Genomic DNA, 17,184 nt, shown 5'->3' on the forward strand with positions numbered 1-17,184 from the left:
AATTATGAGAAAGTTACTCTACATCTTCTATTCCTTACTCTGTTGCTTTGGCAACATCACACCTGCCTCATCACAACAAACGGCATGGAATACTCCGAGCAATGGAAATCCTATTATCCCCGGATACTTTGCTGATCCCACGGTTAAGAAGTTCGGTGATACTTATTATATCTATGCAACGACTGATGGTAATGGAGGAGGATTAGGCCCATCGGTGGTATGGGCGTCTAAAGATTTTCAAAATTGGACGATGATGCCCATGAACTGGCCGACGACCTATCATATTTGGGCACCAGATGTGTTACAGGGAAAAGATGGTAAATACTACATGTACTACTGCGAACCCTGTAAAATCTATTGCGGAGTTTCGGATACACCTACAGGCCCTTGGCATAACATATTAGGAGATGACACAGCGGTATTGGTCCCCGACCGGTTTGTCACCAATGCGATTACGCTGGATGGGCAGTCTTTTGTTGATGATGATGGCTCCACGTATCTTTATTGGGGTACTTGGGGCATTTACAAAGGCTTTGGTTGCGGAGTAGGCAAACTTTCGGATGATATGAAAAGCTTTACCCAAACACACCTCATCCCCAACACGGAGGCTACGGATTTCTTTGAAGCTCCTTTTATGATGAAAAGGAATGGAATCTATTATTTCATGTATTCATCGGGATCTTGTCATGACCATACGTATCGTGTGCAATATGCCACTAGCAAGGTAGGACCAATGGGCCCATTCACATTTGGAAAGAATAATCCGATCTTATCAACGAATGCAGATAGCACAATACATGGACCTGGTCACCACAGCATTCTTCAAGAGGGTGATGACTACTACATCGTGTATCACCGCCACAACATCCCACATTCTACTCGCGGAATGCATCGACAGATAGCGATCGATAAACTAATCTTCAGTGAAGACGGAACAATAGAAAGGGTTGATGCAGGGCATCTGGGAGTTGGCTGCTTACAACCGTCAATCAATCTTTCTCCTAACCTTGCACTGGGTAAATCGGTGAAAGCGTCTTCGTATTACAATGAATCTTTTAAACCGGAATACGCAGTAGACGATAACAACGCAACTCTGTGGAGACCTCGTACTTGTGGAAAAGAGTGGATTGAAATTGATTTAAAGAAGGTTCAACCCGTACGTCGCATTTGGACGCAGTTTGAATATCCGACCTCTTTTTATCAATACATGATAGAGACTTCTACGAACGGTAAAAAGTGGACCATCTTTGCAGACAAGCGAGACAATCGGTTGGCAGGCAGTCCAATGACCGACTTTGGCAATACAAAGGCTCGCTACATACGATTAACTGTGACGGGTGGACAAAAGGGGGGACAGTTCGGAGCAATATGGAATATCAAAGTATTTGCTGATAACGATCAGGACGGGGGTCCCCCAACTCTGGCAGCAACTAAACGAGCAGGATTGTTCCTTGATATCAATGCTGACGACTACCAAGTAGGTGATTCCATTAGAAGTATCAAGAACCGCATTGGTAAAGGAGTATTCACCAGCGAAACATCTTCATTGCCCGTCGTAATGAAAGACCAATTCAAAGCATTTGCTTTTGACAGTACACAGTGGTTTAAATCAGACTTCAATCTGCCAGAAACAATGAGGGACAGTGCTCCATATACACTCGAAGCATGGGTGTTGAATCCGCAAGCTAAGGTAAACGAATGCATCGCCGATCTAGTTTCATCAGAAGGAGAATTGGAAAAGATCATGCTATGTAATGGCACCGAACCACGATGCGGCGTCGTTTGCCACTTTGGATGGTTTGAAGATATGGGATTTTCTGAAATAGTGAAGAAAGGAGGATGGCAACATTGGGTCATTACTTACGATGGATATGTAGAAAAAGTATATCTTAATGGGAAAAAGATGAAGGAAAAAGATATTGTATTACTTTTGCCTAAGGGAGAATACATCGCACTTGGCAAAACAGCCATTGGTGACTGGCCTTTTACTGGTTATCTTCATTCTTTAAAGGTATATGATATACCTTTTAGTGAAAAAGAGATTCAAAACGGATTATAAATTAAACACTATACCTATCATGAGAAAAACTTTATTTGCTATTACATTGGCTACCATGACGCTCGCTGCCAATGCTCAGAAGAAGCATGATAATGCCGGTTATCCTTTTGCTCCTGTACCTTTTACCGCAGTGAAGGTGACTGATTCTTTCTGGGGGCAGCGTCTCAAAGCAAGCCGAGAAGTAACCATTCCTCTTGCTTTTAGCAAATGTGAAGAAACTGGACGTTATCTAAACTTTGTACGGGCAGCTCATCCAAGCGACACAATCAAAGTTGGTGGATTCTCTTTTGACGATACAGATGTATATAAAACAATTGAAGGTGCCAGTTATTCTATGCAAATGTACCCAAATAAGAAACTGGCCAAATACATTGATAGCATATTGGTGATTGTTGCAGCTGCTCAAGAACCAGATGGCTACTTGTACACTGCACGTACGCAAAACCCAAAGCATCCACACGAATGGGCAGGTAGTAGACGTTGGGAAAAAGTAGAAGATTTAAGTCATGAGTTTTACAACTTGGGACATATGATTGAAGGTGCAGTAGCACACTATCAGGCAACCGGGCAACGCAATTTTCTTGATATAGCAATTAAATATGCTGACTGTGTGTGCCGCGCCATTGGTGATAAGCCAGGACAGTTAGTTGTTGTACCGGGCCATCAGATAGCCGAGATGGCGCTTGCCAAACTTTACTTAGTCACCGGCGACAAGAAATATCTCAATGAAGCTAAATTCTTTCTCGACAAAAGAGGATATACCGAACGAAAAGATGCGTATAGTCAAGCACATGAACCAGTTATTAAGCAAGATGAGGCTGTAGGACATGCCGTGCGGGCAGCTTACATGTATTCCGGGATGGCGGATGTAGCTGCACTAACTGGCGACACGGCCTACATTCATGCTATTGATAGAATTTGGAATAACATTGTGAGCAAGAAGCTTTACCTCACCGGAGGCATCGGAGCAACAAGTAATGGAGAGGCATTCGGAGAGAATTATGAACTACCCAACATGTCAGCTTATTGCGAAACTTGTGCCGCGATAGGAAATGTGTACTTAAACTATCGTTTATTCCTTCTTCATGGAGAATCTAAATATTATGATGTTTTGGAACGTACGCTTTATAACGGATTGATTTCCGGAGTATCACTCGATGGCGGCGGGTTCTTCTACCCTAACCCTTTGGAATCTATCGGACAACATCAACGTCAGCCATGGTTTGGTTGTGCTTGCTGCCCGTCAAACATCTGTCGCTTTATACCTTCCGTTCCAGGGTATGTATATGCTGTGCACAACAGTGATGTGTATGTAAATCTCTTTATGGGAAACGATGCTCATTTGAAAGTAAACGGAAAAGCTGTAACACTAAAACAAGAAACCAATTATCCGTGGACAGGGGATATTAAACTAGAAGTCTCTCCTAGCGGTAAACAGAAGTTTAACCTCAAAATACGTGTTCCGGGCTGGGTACAAGGTTCTGTTGTTCCTGGTAACTTATACAGTTATTCAGACAAGAAAGAATTGGGATATAGTATAAAAGTAAATGGACAGCAAATAGAAAGAAGTACTGAAAAAGGATACTTCACGATTAACCGTATCTGGAAAAAAGGAGACCGTGTTGAAGTTCATTTTGACATGGAAGCGCGAACTGTAAAAGCTCACTCGCTGGTAGAAGCTGATAGAGGAAAGGTAGCTATAGAACGTGGTCCTTTGGTATACTGTGCCGAATGGCCGGACAATGACTTTAGTGTGCTAAGTGTATTAGTGAATAAAAAGCCCCAATTCAACGTGATCTCAAAACCTGATTTGCTTTATGGCATCAACATGATTCAAACCGATGCGCAAACGTTGAGTTACGATGAAAGCGGCCATTTAGTTACTAAGGATGTAAAGCTGAACATGATTCCTTACTACGCTTGGGCACATCGCGGAAGTGGAGAAATGGCTGTTTGGTTACCTATTGACTTAAACGCAACGAGGGCTAGCTTACCTCCTACTATTGCATCCGAAAGTAAAATAACAGCTTCGCACAATGTGAAATCTATTACAGCTATTAACGATCAACTCTTTCCAAAAGATGAAAATGATCGTTCGGTTCCTTACTACCATTGGTGGCCTAAAGAAGGAACAACCGAATGGATAGCATATAAATTTCAGGATGCTAAAACTATTTCACGATCCACTGTATACTGGTATGACGATGGCCCATGGGGAGGTTGCCGGGTTCCTAAATCATGGAAGCTATATTATAAAACCACTTCGGGAGAATGGAAGACAGTGGACAACACCACGGTTTATGGAACAGAGAAAGGTGTTGGTAATGAAGTTTCCTTCAAGCCTGTTACAACCACAGAAATAAAATTAGAGGTGAAGCTTCCGGAAAAGAATGCATCGGGAATTTTTGAATGGGAAGTAGAATAACTCAACCAAATAATTTATGAAGAAAGCAATATTATGGACTATCGGTGCACTGATTTCTATCAATGCGCTCTATGCACAAGGCACTGCAGAAGACTATGAACGCGCCTTTACGCTGAACCAAAAGTGGAAAAATAAAGTATTCTATTCGGATGTGCGCCCTCAGTGGATAAACAATACCAATCAATTTTGGTATGTAAGGGTCACTCCTGAAGGAAGAGTTTATGTGATTGTTGACGCAGCAAAAAAGACAAGAAAAGAGTTATTTAACCGCCAAAAACTGGCTAAGCAACTCTCTTCGGCAACGCAGAACAAAATAGAAGCAAACAACCTAAATCTTCAGCAATTGAGGGTAAACGCAACTCACGACACACTCCGTTTTGTACAAAACGATCATAAATGGATGTACCTTGAAAAAAAAGATCTACTGAAAGATGAAGGAAAAATAGAAAAGCCTACAGCCAATTATTGGGCTGAAGCCGGTGATGAAAGTAAGGGTGAACCTGTGGTTTCTCCCGACGGAACAAAGACGGCATTTATCAAAAATCAGAATGTATATGTGAAAGAGAATGCATCGGGAAAAGAAAAAGCACTAAGTTTTGACGGTTCTCCGGGTGAATTCTATTCGGCTTATATCCAATGGTCACCCGACTCAAAGAAGGTGGCCGTGATGAAAGTTCGCCCGGCAGAGAAGCGATATATCTATTTCGTAGAATCGTCTCCTGAAGATCAATTGCAACCCAAGCTTCATAAACGCGAATATACCAAACCAGGCGATGCGTTACCATTCAGGTGCCCTCGTATTTTCAATGTAAATGGCGACGAGGCTCACGTTCCTTCCATTGATCTCTTCAACAGTCAGTTCGAAGTGAGAGGACTGGAATGGGATGCCGCAAGTAAGAATATTCTGTTCGAGTATAATGAACGTGGACATCAGGCGCTTAGAGTATTGGAGCTATCGGCAGAAACCGGAAAAGTGAGCACTATTATCGAAGAGACTAGCAAGACCTTTGTAAACTACAACCGCTACTTCCGAAAGGATCTTACCAATGGAAACGAGATCATCTGGATGAGCGAACGTGATAATTGGAATCACTTGTATCTATACGACCGACACGCAGGTAAAGTAAAAAATCAAATAACCAAAGGCGAATGGTATGTACGTGACGTGATACACGTTGACGAACAAAAGCAGATCATTTACTTCTCAGCCAATGGCATGGTGCCCAATGAGGATCCTTATCTTCTCAGATATTATCGCATTAACTTCGATGGAAGCGGACTAATCTGCCTCACTCCGGAGGAAGGAATGCATCAGGCTACATTCTCTACAGATATGAGATCTTTGGTGGATGTATATTCTTTGGTGAATAAAGCTCCGGTTGCCGTTCTTCGTAGTGCGAGCGACGGAAAGGTTATCATGCCACTAGAGACCGCGGACATAAGCGAATTAGTAAAGACTGGATGGCGGGCTCCTGAGGTCTTCTCGGCTAAAGGAAGAGACGGCAAAACCGATATGTGGGGTGTCATCTTCAGGCCAACGAACTTTGATCCCACGAAGAAGTACCCAATTATTGAATACATCTATGCCGGGCCCGGTAGCCAATACACACCTAAATCTTTTTCAGCATATAATTGGTCTATGTCCGGTTTGGCTGAGCTAGGATTTATCGTAGTACAACTCGATGGAATGGGGACTTCTTTCCGTTCCAAAGCATTTGAGGATGTATGCTATAAGAATCTGAAAGATGCCGGATTACCCGACCGAATAGCATGGATAAAAGCAGCAGTAACCAAATACCCATATATGGATGTCAGTCGGGTAGGTATCTTCGGTGCATCTGCCGGTGGGCAGGAATCGACCAATGCCCTCTTGCTATATCCGGATTTCTACAAAGCAGCCTACTCTTCTTGCGGATGTCACGACAATCGCATGGATAAAATCTGGTGGAACGAACAATGGATGGGTTATCCTATAGAGAAGCAATACGAAGAATGCTCAAACGTAGTCAATGCACATTTACTTAAACGCCCGCTAATGCTAGTAGTAGGCGAAGTGGATGACAATGTAGATCCGGCCTCAACCATGCAGGTGGTCAACGCACTAATAAAGGCAAAGAAAGACTTTGAATTGGTTGTAATACCCGGCTCTAATCATACAATGGGAGGAGATTATGGAGAACATAAACGATATGATTTCTTCGTACGTAATTTATTGAATGTGAGCCCACCCAAGTGGTAAAACATGGTACGATCTTTCTGTTTTTCCCTCTCAGGAGGCTTGCAATAGCGGTTCATGCTTTTACACTTAGCTGGAATTGTTAGGTGAATTCCTTTATTAAAAAAGCAAATCATTCCAGCCAAACACCTCGTTAAGTACAACAGCATAAAATTAGAATGAGAATAGAAAATGAAAGCAATCTCAAAAAGAGAAGACTAAAAACAAAGATGACTTCTGTAGATTAAGAATATTCTTAATCTACAGAAGTCATTAATAGCCTACTCTTTTCAATTATTGAGTTATTCCAGAGAAACAGCTGTGCCGCAGGCAGTAACCATAAGCATACTGCCACTACCACCCACTGTTTCATAATCCAAGTCAACGCCCACCACCGCATTTGCACCTAAGCGAGCTGCCTGTTCTTCCATTTCTCTAAGCGCTATATCTTTAGCCTCACGAAGAACTTCTTCGTAAGAACCGGAACGCCCGCCTACAATGTCGCGAATACTAGCAAATATATCACGAAACACATTAGCACCAATAATAGTCTCCCCAGACACAATGCCATAATACTTGGTTATTCGTTTTCCTTCGATAGTTGGAGTAGTAGATAATAGCATAATTACTTTCTGTTTTATAGTTTATGTTCTATTAGACGCAACAAGTATGCACTTAGTTGCAACTGCTAAAACATTTTTCTTACTCTTTCTATTCCGTCAATCAATGAATCGATTTCCTCCTTCGTGTTATAAAGCCCAAAAGAAGCACGAACAGTACCTTCTATGCCCAATCGTCGCATCAACGGCTCTGCACAATGATGTCCTGTACGCACAGCAATCCCTAAACGATCGAGCAAAGTGCCCATATCAAAATGGTGGATATTGCCAACCAAAAAAGAAATAACACTGCTTTTGTGCTCTGCCTCTCCAAAGATACGCATACCCTCTATTTCTTTAAGGCGTTGCATCGCATAGGCTGTAAGTTCTTGATCGTGCGCAACAATCTGATCCATACCAATAGCAGAAACATAATTCAGAGCCTTTGCTAAACCCGTAGTTCCAATGTAATCGGGCGTGCCAGCCTCAAATTTAAAAGGCAACTCATTAAAAGTTGTCTTCTCAAAACTCACACTCTGAATCATCTCACCCCCACCTTGATAAGGTGGCAATTTGTCAAGCCACTCCTCTTTTCCATAAAGCACACCCACGCCTGTAGGACCATATACCTTATGACCGGAAAAAGCAAAGAAATCAGCGTCCAAATCTTGCACATCTATCTGCATGTGAGGCACCGATTGTGCACCATCTATAAGTACGGGAACTCCATGAGCATGGGCAGTCTCAATCATCTCCTTTACCGGATTGATCGTACCCAGCACATTAGAGATATGAGCTATGCTTACAATCTTCGTACGCTCAGAAAAAAGCTTTTCATATTCATCCAACAACAATTCACCTTGATCAGTCATAGGAATCACTTTTAGGGTAATCCCCTTGCGAGCAGCCAACAATTGCCAAGGAACAATATTACTATGATGCTCCATCGTAGAAATGATAACTTCATCTCCTTCATTCATAAACTCTTCGCCAAAGCAAAAAGCAACCAAATTAATGGCTTCCGTAGTACCACGAGTGAAGATAACCTCACTCGTACTATGGGCATTAACAAACTGACGAACTGTTTCACGAGAGCCTTCATGCAATTCTGTAGCCTGTTGCGATAAAAAATGTACACCACGATGAACATTAGCATTCACAGAATAGTATTCTTCAACAATAGCATCGACCACACAACGAGGCTTCTGCGTAGTTGCTCCATTATCAAAATAGACTAAAGGCTTTCCGTATATCTCTCTAGAAAGTATAGGGAAATCAGCTCTTATTTTAGTTATATCCATCATGTCTATTCTTATTTATTTGCAGATAGCGCAACCTTGACATTTATTCAACTCGCCACGGAATCTTTTTTCTACCAACAAATGCAATCGATCTTTCAATGAATCCAGACGGATGGTATCTATCACTTCATTAACGAAAGCAAACATCAGCAACAAACGAGCTTCTTTCGCAGAAATACCTCTAGCACGCATATAGAACAACGCATTTTCATCTAACTGACCGATTGTTGCTCCATGACTACACTTGACGTCATCAGCATAAATCTCTAGTTGAGGCTGAGTGTACATACGCGCATCACGAGTCACACAAAGATTACGGTTCGTTTGTTGTGCATTCGTGTGTTGTGCTCCCGGACGAACGAGTACAATTCCTGCAAAAGCTCCCACTGCATGATCATCAAGCACATATTTAAAGAGTTCCTTGCTTTCGCAATCGGGTACGGCATGGTCAATAAACGTATGATTGTCCACATGCTGATTCTTATCTGCTATCGCCATCCCATAAAGGTGGGTTTCAGCACCGGGACCAGCCAAAGTGACCTCAGTTGTATTACGTGTAATGCCGTTATGAAGAGTCATATTGTTCAAGAGAAGATGGCTACTTGCCTCTTGTTTAGCATATATATTACTAAGGCGAACAGTGCTTGTATGTGTTTCTTCAAGTTCATACATATCAAACACGGTATTTTCACCTGCATAAATCTCCACTACCTGCGTAGCAAGAAAGTTCACATGATCCATCGCATGGTCACAGATCAACAATCGTGCCTGAGCACCTTCTTCAAGAATAATCAATATACGCCGGTTCATCATGAAATTGACGTCTCCACGCAAGATATTCACTAGTTGAATAGGTTTCTCTACCACTACATTCTTAGGAACATAAAAGACTACACCATCTTGAACAAAAGTTGTATTGAAGGCTGTTACGCCATCTTTTGATGTATCGGCCAACTTACCATAATACTTTTCTATTAGTTCAGGACGTTGTTCTGCTACATCTTTTAAACTCCCAAAAATTACTCCTTCTGGCAAATTAGATTTGGGCAAATCTTTCTTGTAGAAAGAATCATTCACCACAAAAAACAAGGATGTACTCATATTGGGCACATCACATTTAAACACTTCATAAGGATCTACAGGTATAGGTAGACGATTCAAGTTCAGTCCGTAATCAGGAACAAAACATTTGCTAACGTCGGTATATCTATAATTTTCCTGCTTCCGTGTAGGAAAGCCCAGCCGTTTAAAATCGGCAAACGCTCCTGCTCTGGCAGAGTTTAGTATCTCTGAGCTATGAGTGCAAATCATTGCTTCACACTGTGCATAGAGATCTATATATTGCTGTTCTACGCTCATAATTATTCTCCTATCTCTTTCTTGATCCAATCGTAACCCTTTTCCTCGAGTTCTAGAGCCAATTCCGGACCCGCAGTCTTAACAATACGGCCATCATAAAGAACATGTACAACATCTGGTTTAATATAATCCAACAGTCGCTGATAGTGGGTAATCACAATACAACTATTATCGGGAGATTTCAATTTGTTCACTCCCTCAGCTACAATGCGTAAAGCATCAATATCCAGACCTGAATCTGTTTCGTCAAGAATACTCAATTTAGGTTCGAGCATAGCCATCTGAAATATCTCGTTACGTTTCTTCTCACCACCACTAAAACCTTCATTCACACTGCGGTTGGCCAATTTATTGTCGAGCTCCACAACTGCACGCTTTTCACGCATCAGTTTAAGGAATTCACTCGCAGTAATGGATGGAAGCCCTCTATATTTTCTCTGCTCATTGACAGCAGCACGCATAAAATTGACCATACTAACACCCGGAATCTCTACCGGATATTGAAAAGAAAGGAAGATCCCCTCGTGACTACGATCTTCGGCACTAAGTTCCAACAGATCTTTGCCACAAAAAGTAACGCTGCCTTTAGTAACTTCAAAGACAGGATTACCTACCAATACGCTGCTCAAAGTACTTTTACCTGAACCATTAGGTCCCATAATAGCATGTATCTCTCCAGGCTTTACAGAAAGATTGATACCCCTCAATATTTCTTTGCCGTTGATAGCGGCATGCAAATCTTTTATTTCTAACATCTATATACGATTTAACTTATTACTATTTAACATTAAATTAACCTACGCTCCCTTCCAGAGAAATGGACAATAGTTTCTGTGCTTCAACAGCAAACTCCATGGGAAGTTTATTCAAAACTTCTTTAGCATAACCATTCACAATCAAACCAATAGCATCTTCGGTCGAAATGCCGCGCTGATTGCAATAAAAGATTTGATCTTCATTGATTTTACTTGTTGTTGCTTCATGCTCTACGACAGCCGTTTCGTTACGTATATCCATATAAGGGAAAGTATGTGCACCACACTTATCTCCCAGTAGCAAAGAATCACATTGACTATAGTTACGACTTCCTTCAGCCTTTTCGGCTACACGTACCAAACCACGATAAGAATTCTCACTTTTGCCCGCAGAAATACCTTTGCTCACAATGGTGCTACGCGTATTACGGCCAAGATGAATCATCTTTGTACCAGTATCGGCTTGTTGGTAATGATTGGTTACTGCCACACTGTAAAATTCAGCAGTAGAATTATCCCCTGTAAGAATACACGATGGATACTTCCATGTAATAGCACTTCCGGTTTCCACTTGAGTCCACGAGAGTTTACTACCTACACCTTTACAATTTCCTCGCTTGGTAACGAAGTTATAAACGCCTCCTTTACCCTGAGCATCACCTGGATACCAGTTTTGAACGGTACTATATTTCACTTCAGCTCTATCATGCACTATTATTTCAACGATAGCAGCATGCAACTGATTTTCATCACGCATTGGAGCTGTGCAGCCTTCTAGATATGATACGTATGAATCATCATCGGCCACAATAAGTGTTCTTTCAAACTGACCTGTATTGATCGCATTTATCCTAAAGTAAGTAGAAAGTTCCATTGGACAACGTACTCCTTTTGGTATATATACAAAAGAGCCATCCGAAAAAACAGCGGAATTGAGCGCCGCAAAAAAATTATCGCGATAGCCCACTACTGAGCCCATATATTTTTTCACTAAATCAGGATGTTCTCGTACCGCTTCACTAAATGAGCAAAAAATAATACCCTTTTCCATCAGACTTTCTTTAAAAGTAGTCTTAACGGAAACTGAGTCCATCACCGCATCAACAGCCATTCCACTTAAAATCATCTGTTCTTCCAGAGAAATGCCTAATTTATTGAATGTCTTGATCAATTCAGGATCTACTTCATCCAAACTCTTAGGTCCTTCCTTTTTCTTAGTAGGGTCGGCATAATAAGATATTGCTTGATAATCAATATCAGGTATGCGTAAGTGAGCCCATGTGGGCATTTCCAACGTAAGCCAATGACGGTAAGCTTTTAATCTAAATTCGAGCAGCCATTCAGGTTCGTCTTTCTTGGATGAGATAAGACGAACAATATCTTCATTAAGTCCCTTCTCAATAACGTCTGTATCCACATCCGTCGTGAAGCCATACTTATACTTCTCTTGAGTAAGCTCTTTTACATATTTGTTAGGTTCTTCTTGTTGCATAGTTCTATTTGAAAATATATTGTTGCGAAACTTTTTTTGCTGTGGGGAAAAAGATCCCCGCAACATCCCTCATGGGATAATATAACACTGATTTAGTCTTCTTTGTTTGGCTTATCATGTGATTCCCTGTATCAACAAACTCAATTATACCTACAAGGAGAGTTATAATAAGCAAATATTTTAAGGCGCCCAATCCCGCTCCCAATAATTGGTTAAGCCAACCGAGCGACATAGTCTCTATCGTTCTGGTTATTAATGCAGCAGCTATTCCAAATAATAAAGGAACAACAATCCATATTGCAAAAAAAGCTATAATCTGAGCCAACGTCATGGATTCAGTTAATGTTGGGCAAATCTTCTCTGCCAACGAAGCATATAAGGCTTTTGCGGCCAGTAAACCGGCAACAAGCCCTAGTATGAAAGCCAATTGTTTCACAAACCCTTTCATGAAGCCCAGAAACGCTCCAAGAGCTATCGCTATAAGAATTATGCTATCTATTATTGTCATCACATATATTTTACTCTTACAAAAAAATCCATAAAAAAAATGTGCCAATATGCTCCTTGAAGTGAACCAACAAAAGATACAACTTCATTGGCGTTCAGCATATTGGCACATTAGCACATTCGTGCTGTTGCATTTATAATGTTTGCTTCACTTCTATTTCGTCGTATGTTTCGATGAAATCACCAATTCTCAAATCATTGAAATTCACCAAGCTAATACCGCACTCATAATTCACGGCAACTTCTTTCACATCATCTTTAAAGCGTTTCAGTGCATTAATGCCTCCAGAATAGATTACAATACCATCTCTTACAAGACGAGCCTTGTCAGAGCGTTTAGCTTTTCCTTCTTTCACCATAGCACCAGCTACAGTACCCACTTTAGTTATGTGGAAGACTTCACGAACTTCAATAGAAGCAGTAACAACTTCTTTCACCACTGGAGCAAGCATACCCTCCATAGCAGCCTTGACTTCTTCTATAGCATCATAAATAATAGAGTACATTCGAACATCAACTCCTTCTTGTTCAGCGAATTTGCGAGCTGAAGCAGAAGGACGGACCTGGAAGCCGATGATGATTGCATCTGAAGCAGCAGCCAACGTTACATCAGATTCTGATATCTGTCCTACTGCCTTGTGAATAACATTCACTTGTATTTGTTCTGTAGAAAGCTTAATCAACGAATCGCTTAATGCTTCAATAGATCCATCCACATCACCCTTCACAATAATATTAAGCTCCTTAAAGTTACCAAGAGCAATACGACGTCCAAGCTCATCAAGCGTAAGTATCTTCTGAGTACGTAATCCCTGCTCACGTTGCAATTGCTCACGTTTATTTGCTATTTCACGAGCTTCTTGCTCCGTTTCAATAACATGGAAAGTGTCACCAGCAGTAGGTGCACCATTTAGTCCCAAAATTAATACCGGCTCAGAAGGTCCAGCTTCTTTAATACGCTGATTACGTTCGTTAAACATAGCCTTTACACGCCCAAAATTCGTTCCGGCCAAAACTATGTCTCCCATTTTCAACGTACCATTAGAGACTAAAACTGTTGCCACGTAGCCTCGACCTTTATCCAAGGTAGATTCAATGACGGATCCCATTCCACGGCGATTAGGATTTGCTTTCAAATCAAGCATCTCAGCTTCGAGCAAAACCTTTTCCATCAGTTCTTTAACACCCAGACCTTGCTTTGCTGAAATATCCTGTGACTGGTATTTACCTCCCCATTCTTCTACAAGGAAGTTCATTCCAGCTAATTCTTCTTTAATTCTATCAGGATTAGCCCCTGACTTATCTATTTTATTAATTGCAAATACAATGGGCACTCCAGCAGCCATAGCATGGTTAATCGCTTCTTTGGTCTGAGGCATCACATTGTCGTCAGCCGCAACAATAATAATAGCTATATCTGTTACTTTAGCTCCACGAGCACGCATAGCAGTAAAAGCTTCATGTCCAGGAGTATCAAGGAAAGTGATTCTACGTCCATCTTCCTGCTTCACATTATATGCACCAATATGCTGGGTGATTCCACCAGCTTCACCAGCAATAACATTTGCCTTACGGATATAGTCAAGCAGCGAAGTTTTACCATGGTCAACGTGTCCCATTACTGTAACAATTGGTGCACGATGTTCTAATTCTTCAAGAGCATCTTCTTCCTCAACTATAGCCTGTGAAACCTCTGCACTTACATACTCTGTTTTATAGCCAAATTCTTCAGCCACAAGGTTAATCGTTTCAGCATCCAAACGTTGATTAATAGATACCATCATACCGATACTCATACACGTTCCGATAACTTGATTGACAGAAATATCCATCATATTAGCAAGTTCATTGGCTGTCACAAATTCAGTCAACTTAATTACACGGCTTTCAGCCATTTCTTGATCGTCAAGTTCCTGTTGCCTATTGAAGGCAGTCTCGCGCTTCTCTTTACGATATTTTGATGTCTTATTCTTACCCTTAGTTGTCAAACGAGCCAAAGTTTCCTTTATCTGCTTAGCGACATCCTCTTCTTTTACTTCCTGTTTAATTACAGGTTTTTTAAAGCGGTCTTTACTATGTATGCTAGGTCTATTTTTATTCGCTTGCCCCTGAGTAGTTCCATTTTGATGTTGACTAGGAGCTTTCACCGTTTTCTCGCTATTGGGTACAGGACGTGCAAAGTTAGATGTTACATTATTAATATCAACCTTTTCCTTATTAATACGATTACGTTTCTTCTTAGCAGCAGCATCAGAACTTTCTTTTGGCACAATTTTGATCGGCTTAGGCTCTTCTTTACGAATTTCTTTGATGATAGCCTCTTTCATCTGTTTTTTCTGATCCTGTCTAACTTTGTCTTTATCCTCGCGTTCTCTGCGTTTTTCTTCTTTAGACTTCTTTTTGGGACGGGTAGTCTGATTCAATGCAGCAAGATCTATTTGACCAATGACATTAATTTTTGACACAAACTCTGTAGGTCTAATTTTGAAAACATCATCATCACCACTAGGCAAAGATAACTCAGGATCGGGAGTTGCTTCCATTTTTTCTTCTAGCTTTTCTTCTATGACCGACATTGGAACTTCCTCTGGTTTTTCTTCAATAACGGGAGAAACCTCTTTCATTATTTCAGGCGCAACCGAAACCAATGTCTTATCCGATTCTACTGTTTTAGCCGAATCTATATCTATTATTGGAACAACAGGCTTTACTGTTTCTTCCACTATTTGTAGTACTGGAGCATTTACTTGCCCAGGTTCAACCACAGGTTGCTTTTCCACTTCTGGCTGCTTATCAATTTTTCTTCTGCGCAGATTGTCCAGATCTATCTTTCCGACAGGTTTAAACTTTGGACGAACGTCTTCAGGGACGACAATTTTAATAACATCATCCACTTTGGGCTTTTCTGGTTCATCACTTTCATAACCATCGATAGTAACCGCAATTTTCGTACGGTCTTTATTCTGACGTTCTTGAATGAAACGTTCAGACTCTATCCTCAAGTTTTTATCTGTGCTGAACGCTTTCACGAGCATAGCATATTGTTCCTCAGTAATTTTCGCATTAGGACTCGCCTCAATAGAGTACCCTTTCTTTTGCAAGAATTCAACAACTGTCGTGATTCCCACATTCAAATCTCTTGTAACTTTGCTTAACCTTATCGTCATAGTTTAAATTAAATGAAGAATGAAGTGACCTAGCTATTAAATATTAATTTTCTTCAAACTCCGATTTCAAAATACGCAACACCTCGTCCACTGTTTCTTCTTCCAGATCCGTTTTTTCAATCAACATCTCACGAGGAGCACTTAATACGGCCTTTGCTGTATCAATGCCTATGCTCTTAATAGCATCAATGACCCATCCATCAATTTCATCACTGAATTCATCCAGATAGATATCTTCATCCTGCGCGGCTTCATCCAACTCACGGAATACATCTATAGTGTACTCGGTCAACATACTGGCCAGTTTGATATTCAAACCACCTTTTCCAATAGCTAGCGAAACCTCTTCCGGTTTAAGGAAGACTTCCGCTCTACGTTCTTCCTCGTTCAATCTGATGGAAGAAACCTTTGCTGGGCTGAGAGAACGTTGAATGAACAATGAAAGATTTGAAGTGTAATTGATCACGTCAATATTTTCATTTCGCAATTCACGTACAATACCATGTATACGGCTGCCCTTTACTCCTACACAAGCTCCCACGGGATCAATTCTGTCATCATAAGATTCCACAGCGATCTTCGCACGTTCACCTGGTATGCGAGCTATTTTTTTAATTGTAATCAGCCCATCATTTATTTCAGGCACTTCCATCTCAAACAATCGTTGAAGAAATACTGGAGATGTACGTGAAAGAATTATTTTAGGGTTATTGTTTTTATTATCTACACGAGCTACAACAGCACGTGCCGTCTCTCCCTTACGATAAAAGTCACTAGGTATTTGCTCTGTTTTAGGCAACAGCAGCTCATTCCCTTCGTCATCAAGCAGCAGAATCTCTTTCTTCCAAATCTGATAGACTTCCGCATTAATAATAGTGCCTACTTGATCTATATACTTATTGTAAAGGCTATCTTTCTCAAGCTCAAGAATTTTAGAGGCCAATGTCTGGCGAAGATTCAAGATAGCACGACGACCGAATTTGGCAAAAATGACTTCGTCTGTCACCTCTTCACCAACTTCAAACGAAGCATCTATTTTCTGAGCCTCCGTCAATGGAATCTGCATATTCGGATTCGTCAAATCTTCGTCTGCTACAACTTCACGATTACGCCATATTTCAAAATCTCCTTTATCGGGATTTACAATAACATCGTAATTTTCGTCTGTGCCAAACATTTTCGCAAGTACACTACGGAAAGACTCTTCGAGCACACTTACCATAGTTGTTCTATCAATATTTTTGAGCTCTTTAAACTCGGAAAATGTATCAATCAAGCTGATTGTTTCCTCTTTCTTGGCCATAA

General features: G+C 41.0%; 11 protein-coding genes. 3 read left to right on the forward strand and 8 right to left on the reverse strand.

All coding sequences use genetic code 11. The features are described from left to right. The first annotated feature begins 4 nt into the window (after positions 1-4). Genes BQ5338_RS14120 through BQ5338_RS14130 form a run of 3 tightly spaced genes read left to right on the forward strand, consistent with a single transcriptional unit; the run spans position 5 to position 6,723 of the window. Positions 5-2,059 carry a family 43 glycosylhydrolase gene (locus BQ5338_RS14120; protein WP_071147449.1) on the forward strand — a complete coding sequence of 685 codons (2,055 nt, stop codon included), beginning with the start codon at positions 5-7 and terminating at the stop codon, positions 2,057-2,059. Between the two features lie 55 nt (positions 2,060-2,114). After that, positions 2,115-4,484, forward strand: coding sequence for a glycoside hydrolase family 127 protein (locus BQ5338_RS14125; protein ID WP_235816453.1), 2,370 nt, complete (start codon positions 2,115-2,117; stop codon positions 4,482-4,484). Between the two features lie 16 nt (positions 4,485-4,500). After that, a complete protein-coding gene (locus tag BQ5338_RS14130; RefSeq protein WP_071147450.1) occupies positions 4,501-6,723 on the forward strand; it encodes a S9 family peptidase in 2,223 nt (740 codons plus the stop codon). A 278-nt stretch (positions 6,724-7,001) separates the two neighbouring features. On the opposite strand, the gene BQ5338_RS14135 is transcribed toward BQ5338_RS14130, so the two are convergent. From BQ5338_RS14135 to nusA, 8 genes are all read right to left on the reverse strand, one after another. Then, complete coding sequence (locus tag BQ5338_RS14135; protein WP_071147451.1) at positions 7,002-7,322, reverse strand: heavy metal-binding domain-containing protein; 321 nt, start codon at positions 7,320-7,322, stop codon at positions 7,002-7,004. A 65-nt stretch (positions 7,323-7,387) separates the two neighbouring features. After that, positions 7,388-8,599 (reverse strand): aminotransferase class V-fold PLP-dependent enzyme, encoded by a 1,212-nt coding sequence (locus BQ5338_RS14140; protein ID WP_071147898.1) that lies wholly within the window; start codon positions 8,597-8,599, stop codon positions 7,388-7,390. A gap of 15 nt (positions 8,600-8,614) precedes the next feature. Next, positions 8,615-9,958 carry a Fe-S cluster assembly protein SufD gene (gene sufD / locus BQ5338_RS14145; protein WP_071147452.1) on the reverse strand — a complete coding sequence of 448 codons (1,344 nt, stop codon included), beginning with the start codon at positions 9,956-9,958 and terminating at the stop codon, positions 8,615-8,617. A 2-nt stretch (positions 9,959-9,960) separates the two neighbouring features. Continuing rightward, the gene (gene sufC, locus BQ5338_RS14150) at positions 9,961-10,713 is read right to left on the reverse strand and encodes a Fe-S cluster assembly ATPase SufC (RefSeq protein ID WP_071147453.1); all 753 of its coding nucleotides are present in this window, start codon (positions 10,711-10,713) and stop codon (positions 9,961-9,963) included. Between the two features lie 37 nt (positions 10,714-10,750). Continuing rightward, positions 10,751-12,205: a Fe-S cluster assembly protein SufB gene (gene sufB / locus BQ5338_RS14155; RefSeq protein ID WP_071147454.1), complete on the reverse strand. Its 1,455-nt coding sequence runs from the start codon at positions 12,203-12,205 to the stop codon at positions 10,751-10,753. A 4-nt stretch (positions 12,206-12,209) separates the two neighbouring features. Continuing rightward, positions 12,210-12,713, reverse strand: a complete 504-nt coding sequence (locus BQ5338_RS14160; protein ID WP_071147455.1) for a CvpA family protein — start codon at positions 12,711-12,713, stop codon at positions 12,210-12,212. Positions 12,714-12,846: 133 nt separating this feature from the next. Then, positions 12,847-15,879 carry a translation initiation factor IF-2 gene (infB, locus tag BQ5338_RS14165; protein WP_071147456.1) on the reverse strand — a complete coding sequence of 1,011 codons (3,033 nt, stop codon included), beginning with the start codon at positions 15,877-15,879 and terminating at the stop codon, positions 12,847-12,849. A gap of 43 nt (positions 15,880-15,922) precedes the next feature. Beyond that, a complete protein-coding gene (gene nusA / locus BQ5338_RS14170) occupies positions 15,923-17,182 on the reverse strand; it encodes a transcription termination factor NusA (RefSeq protein WP_071147457.1) in 1,260 nt (419 codons plus the stop codon). Between the last annotated feature and the right edge of the window lie 2 nt (positions 17,183-17,184).

The sequence above is a fragment of the Bacteroides ihuae genome (genome assembly GCF_900104585.1).
Taxonomy (GTDB): Bacteria; Bacteroidota; Bacteroidia; order Bacteroidales; family Bacteroidaceae; genus Bacteroides; species Bacteroides ihuae.

Excerpts from the sequence above, each read along its gene's own strand:
- BQ5338_RS14120 (WP_071147449.1), top strand. The coding sequence starts at position 5 with ATGAGAAAGTTACTCTACATCTTCTATTCCTTACTCTGTTGCTTTGGC.
- BQ5338_RS14125 (WP_235816453.1), top strand. The coding sequence starts at position 2,115 with ATGACGCTCGCTGCCAATGCTCAGAAGAAGCATGATAATGCCGGTTAT.
- BQ5338_RS14130 (WP_071147450.1), top strand. The coding sequence starts at position 4,501 with ATGAAGAAAGCAATATTATGGACTATCGGTGCACTGATTTCTATCAAT.
- BQ5338_RS14135 (WP_071147451.1), bottom strand. The coding sequence starts at position 7,322 with ATGCTATTATCTACTACTCCAACTATCGAAGGAAAACGAATAACCAAG.
- BQ5338_RS14140 (WP_071147898.1), bottom strand. The coding sequence starts at position 8,599 with ATGGATATAACTAAAATAAGAGCTGATTTCCCTATACTTTCTAGAGAG.
- sufD (WP_071147452.1), bottom strand. The coding sequence starts at position 9,958 with ATGAGCGTAGAACAGCAATATATAGATCTCTATGCACAGTGTGAAGCA.
- sufC (WP_071147453.1), bottom strand. The coding sequence starts at position 10,713 with ATGTTAGAAATAAAAGATTTGCATGCCGCTATCAACGGCAAAGAAATA.
- sufB (WP_071147454.1), bottom strand. The coding sequence starts at position 12,205 with ATGCAACAAGAAGAACCTAACAAATATGTAAAAGAGCTTACTCAAGAG.
- BQ5338_RS14160 (WP_071147455.1), bottom strand. The coding sequence starts at position 12,713 with ATGACAATAATAGATAGCATAATTCTTATAGCGATAGCTCTTGGAGCG.
- infB (WP_071147456.1), bottom strand. The coding sequence starts at position 15,879 with ATGACGATAAGGTTAAGCAAAGTTACAAGAGATTTGAATGTGGGAATC.
- nusA (WP_071147457.1), bottom strand. The coding sequence starts at position 17,182 with ATGGCCAAGAAAGAGGAAACAATCAGCTTGATTGATACATTTTCCGAG.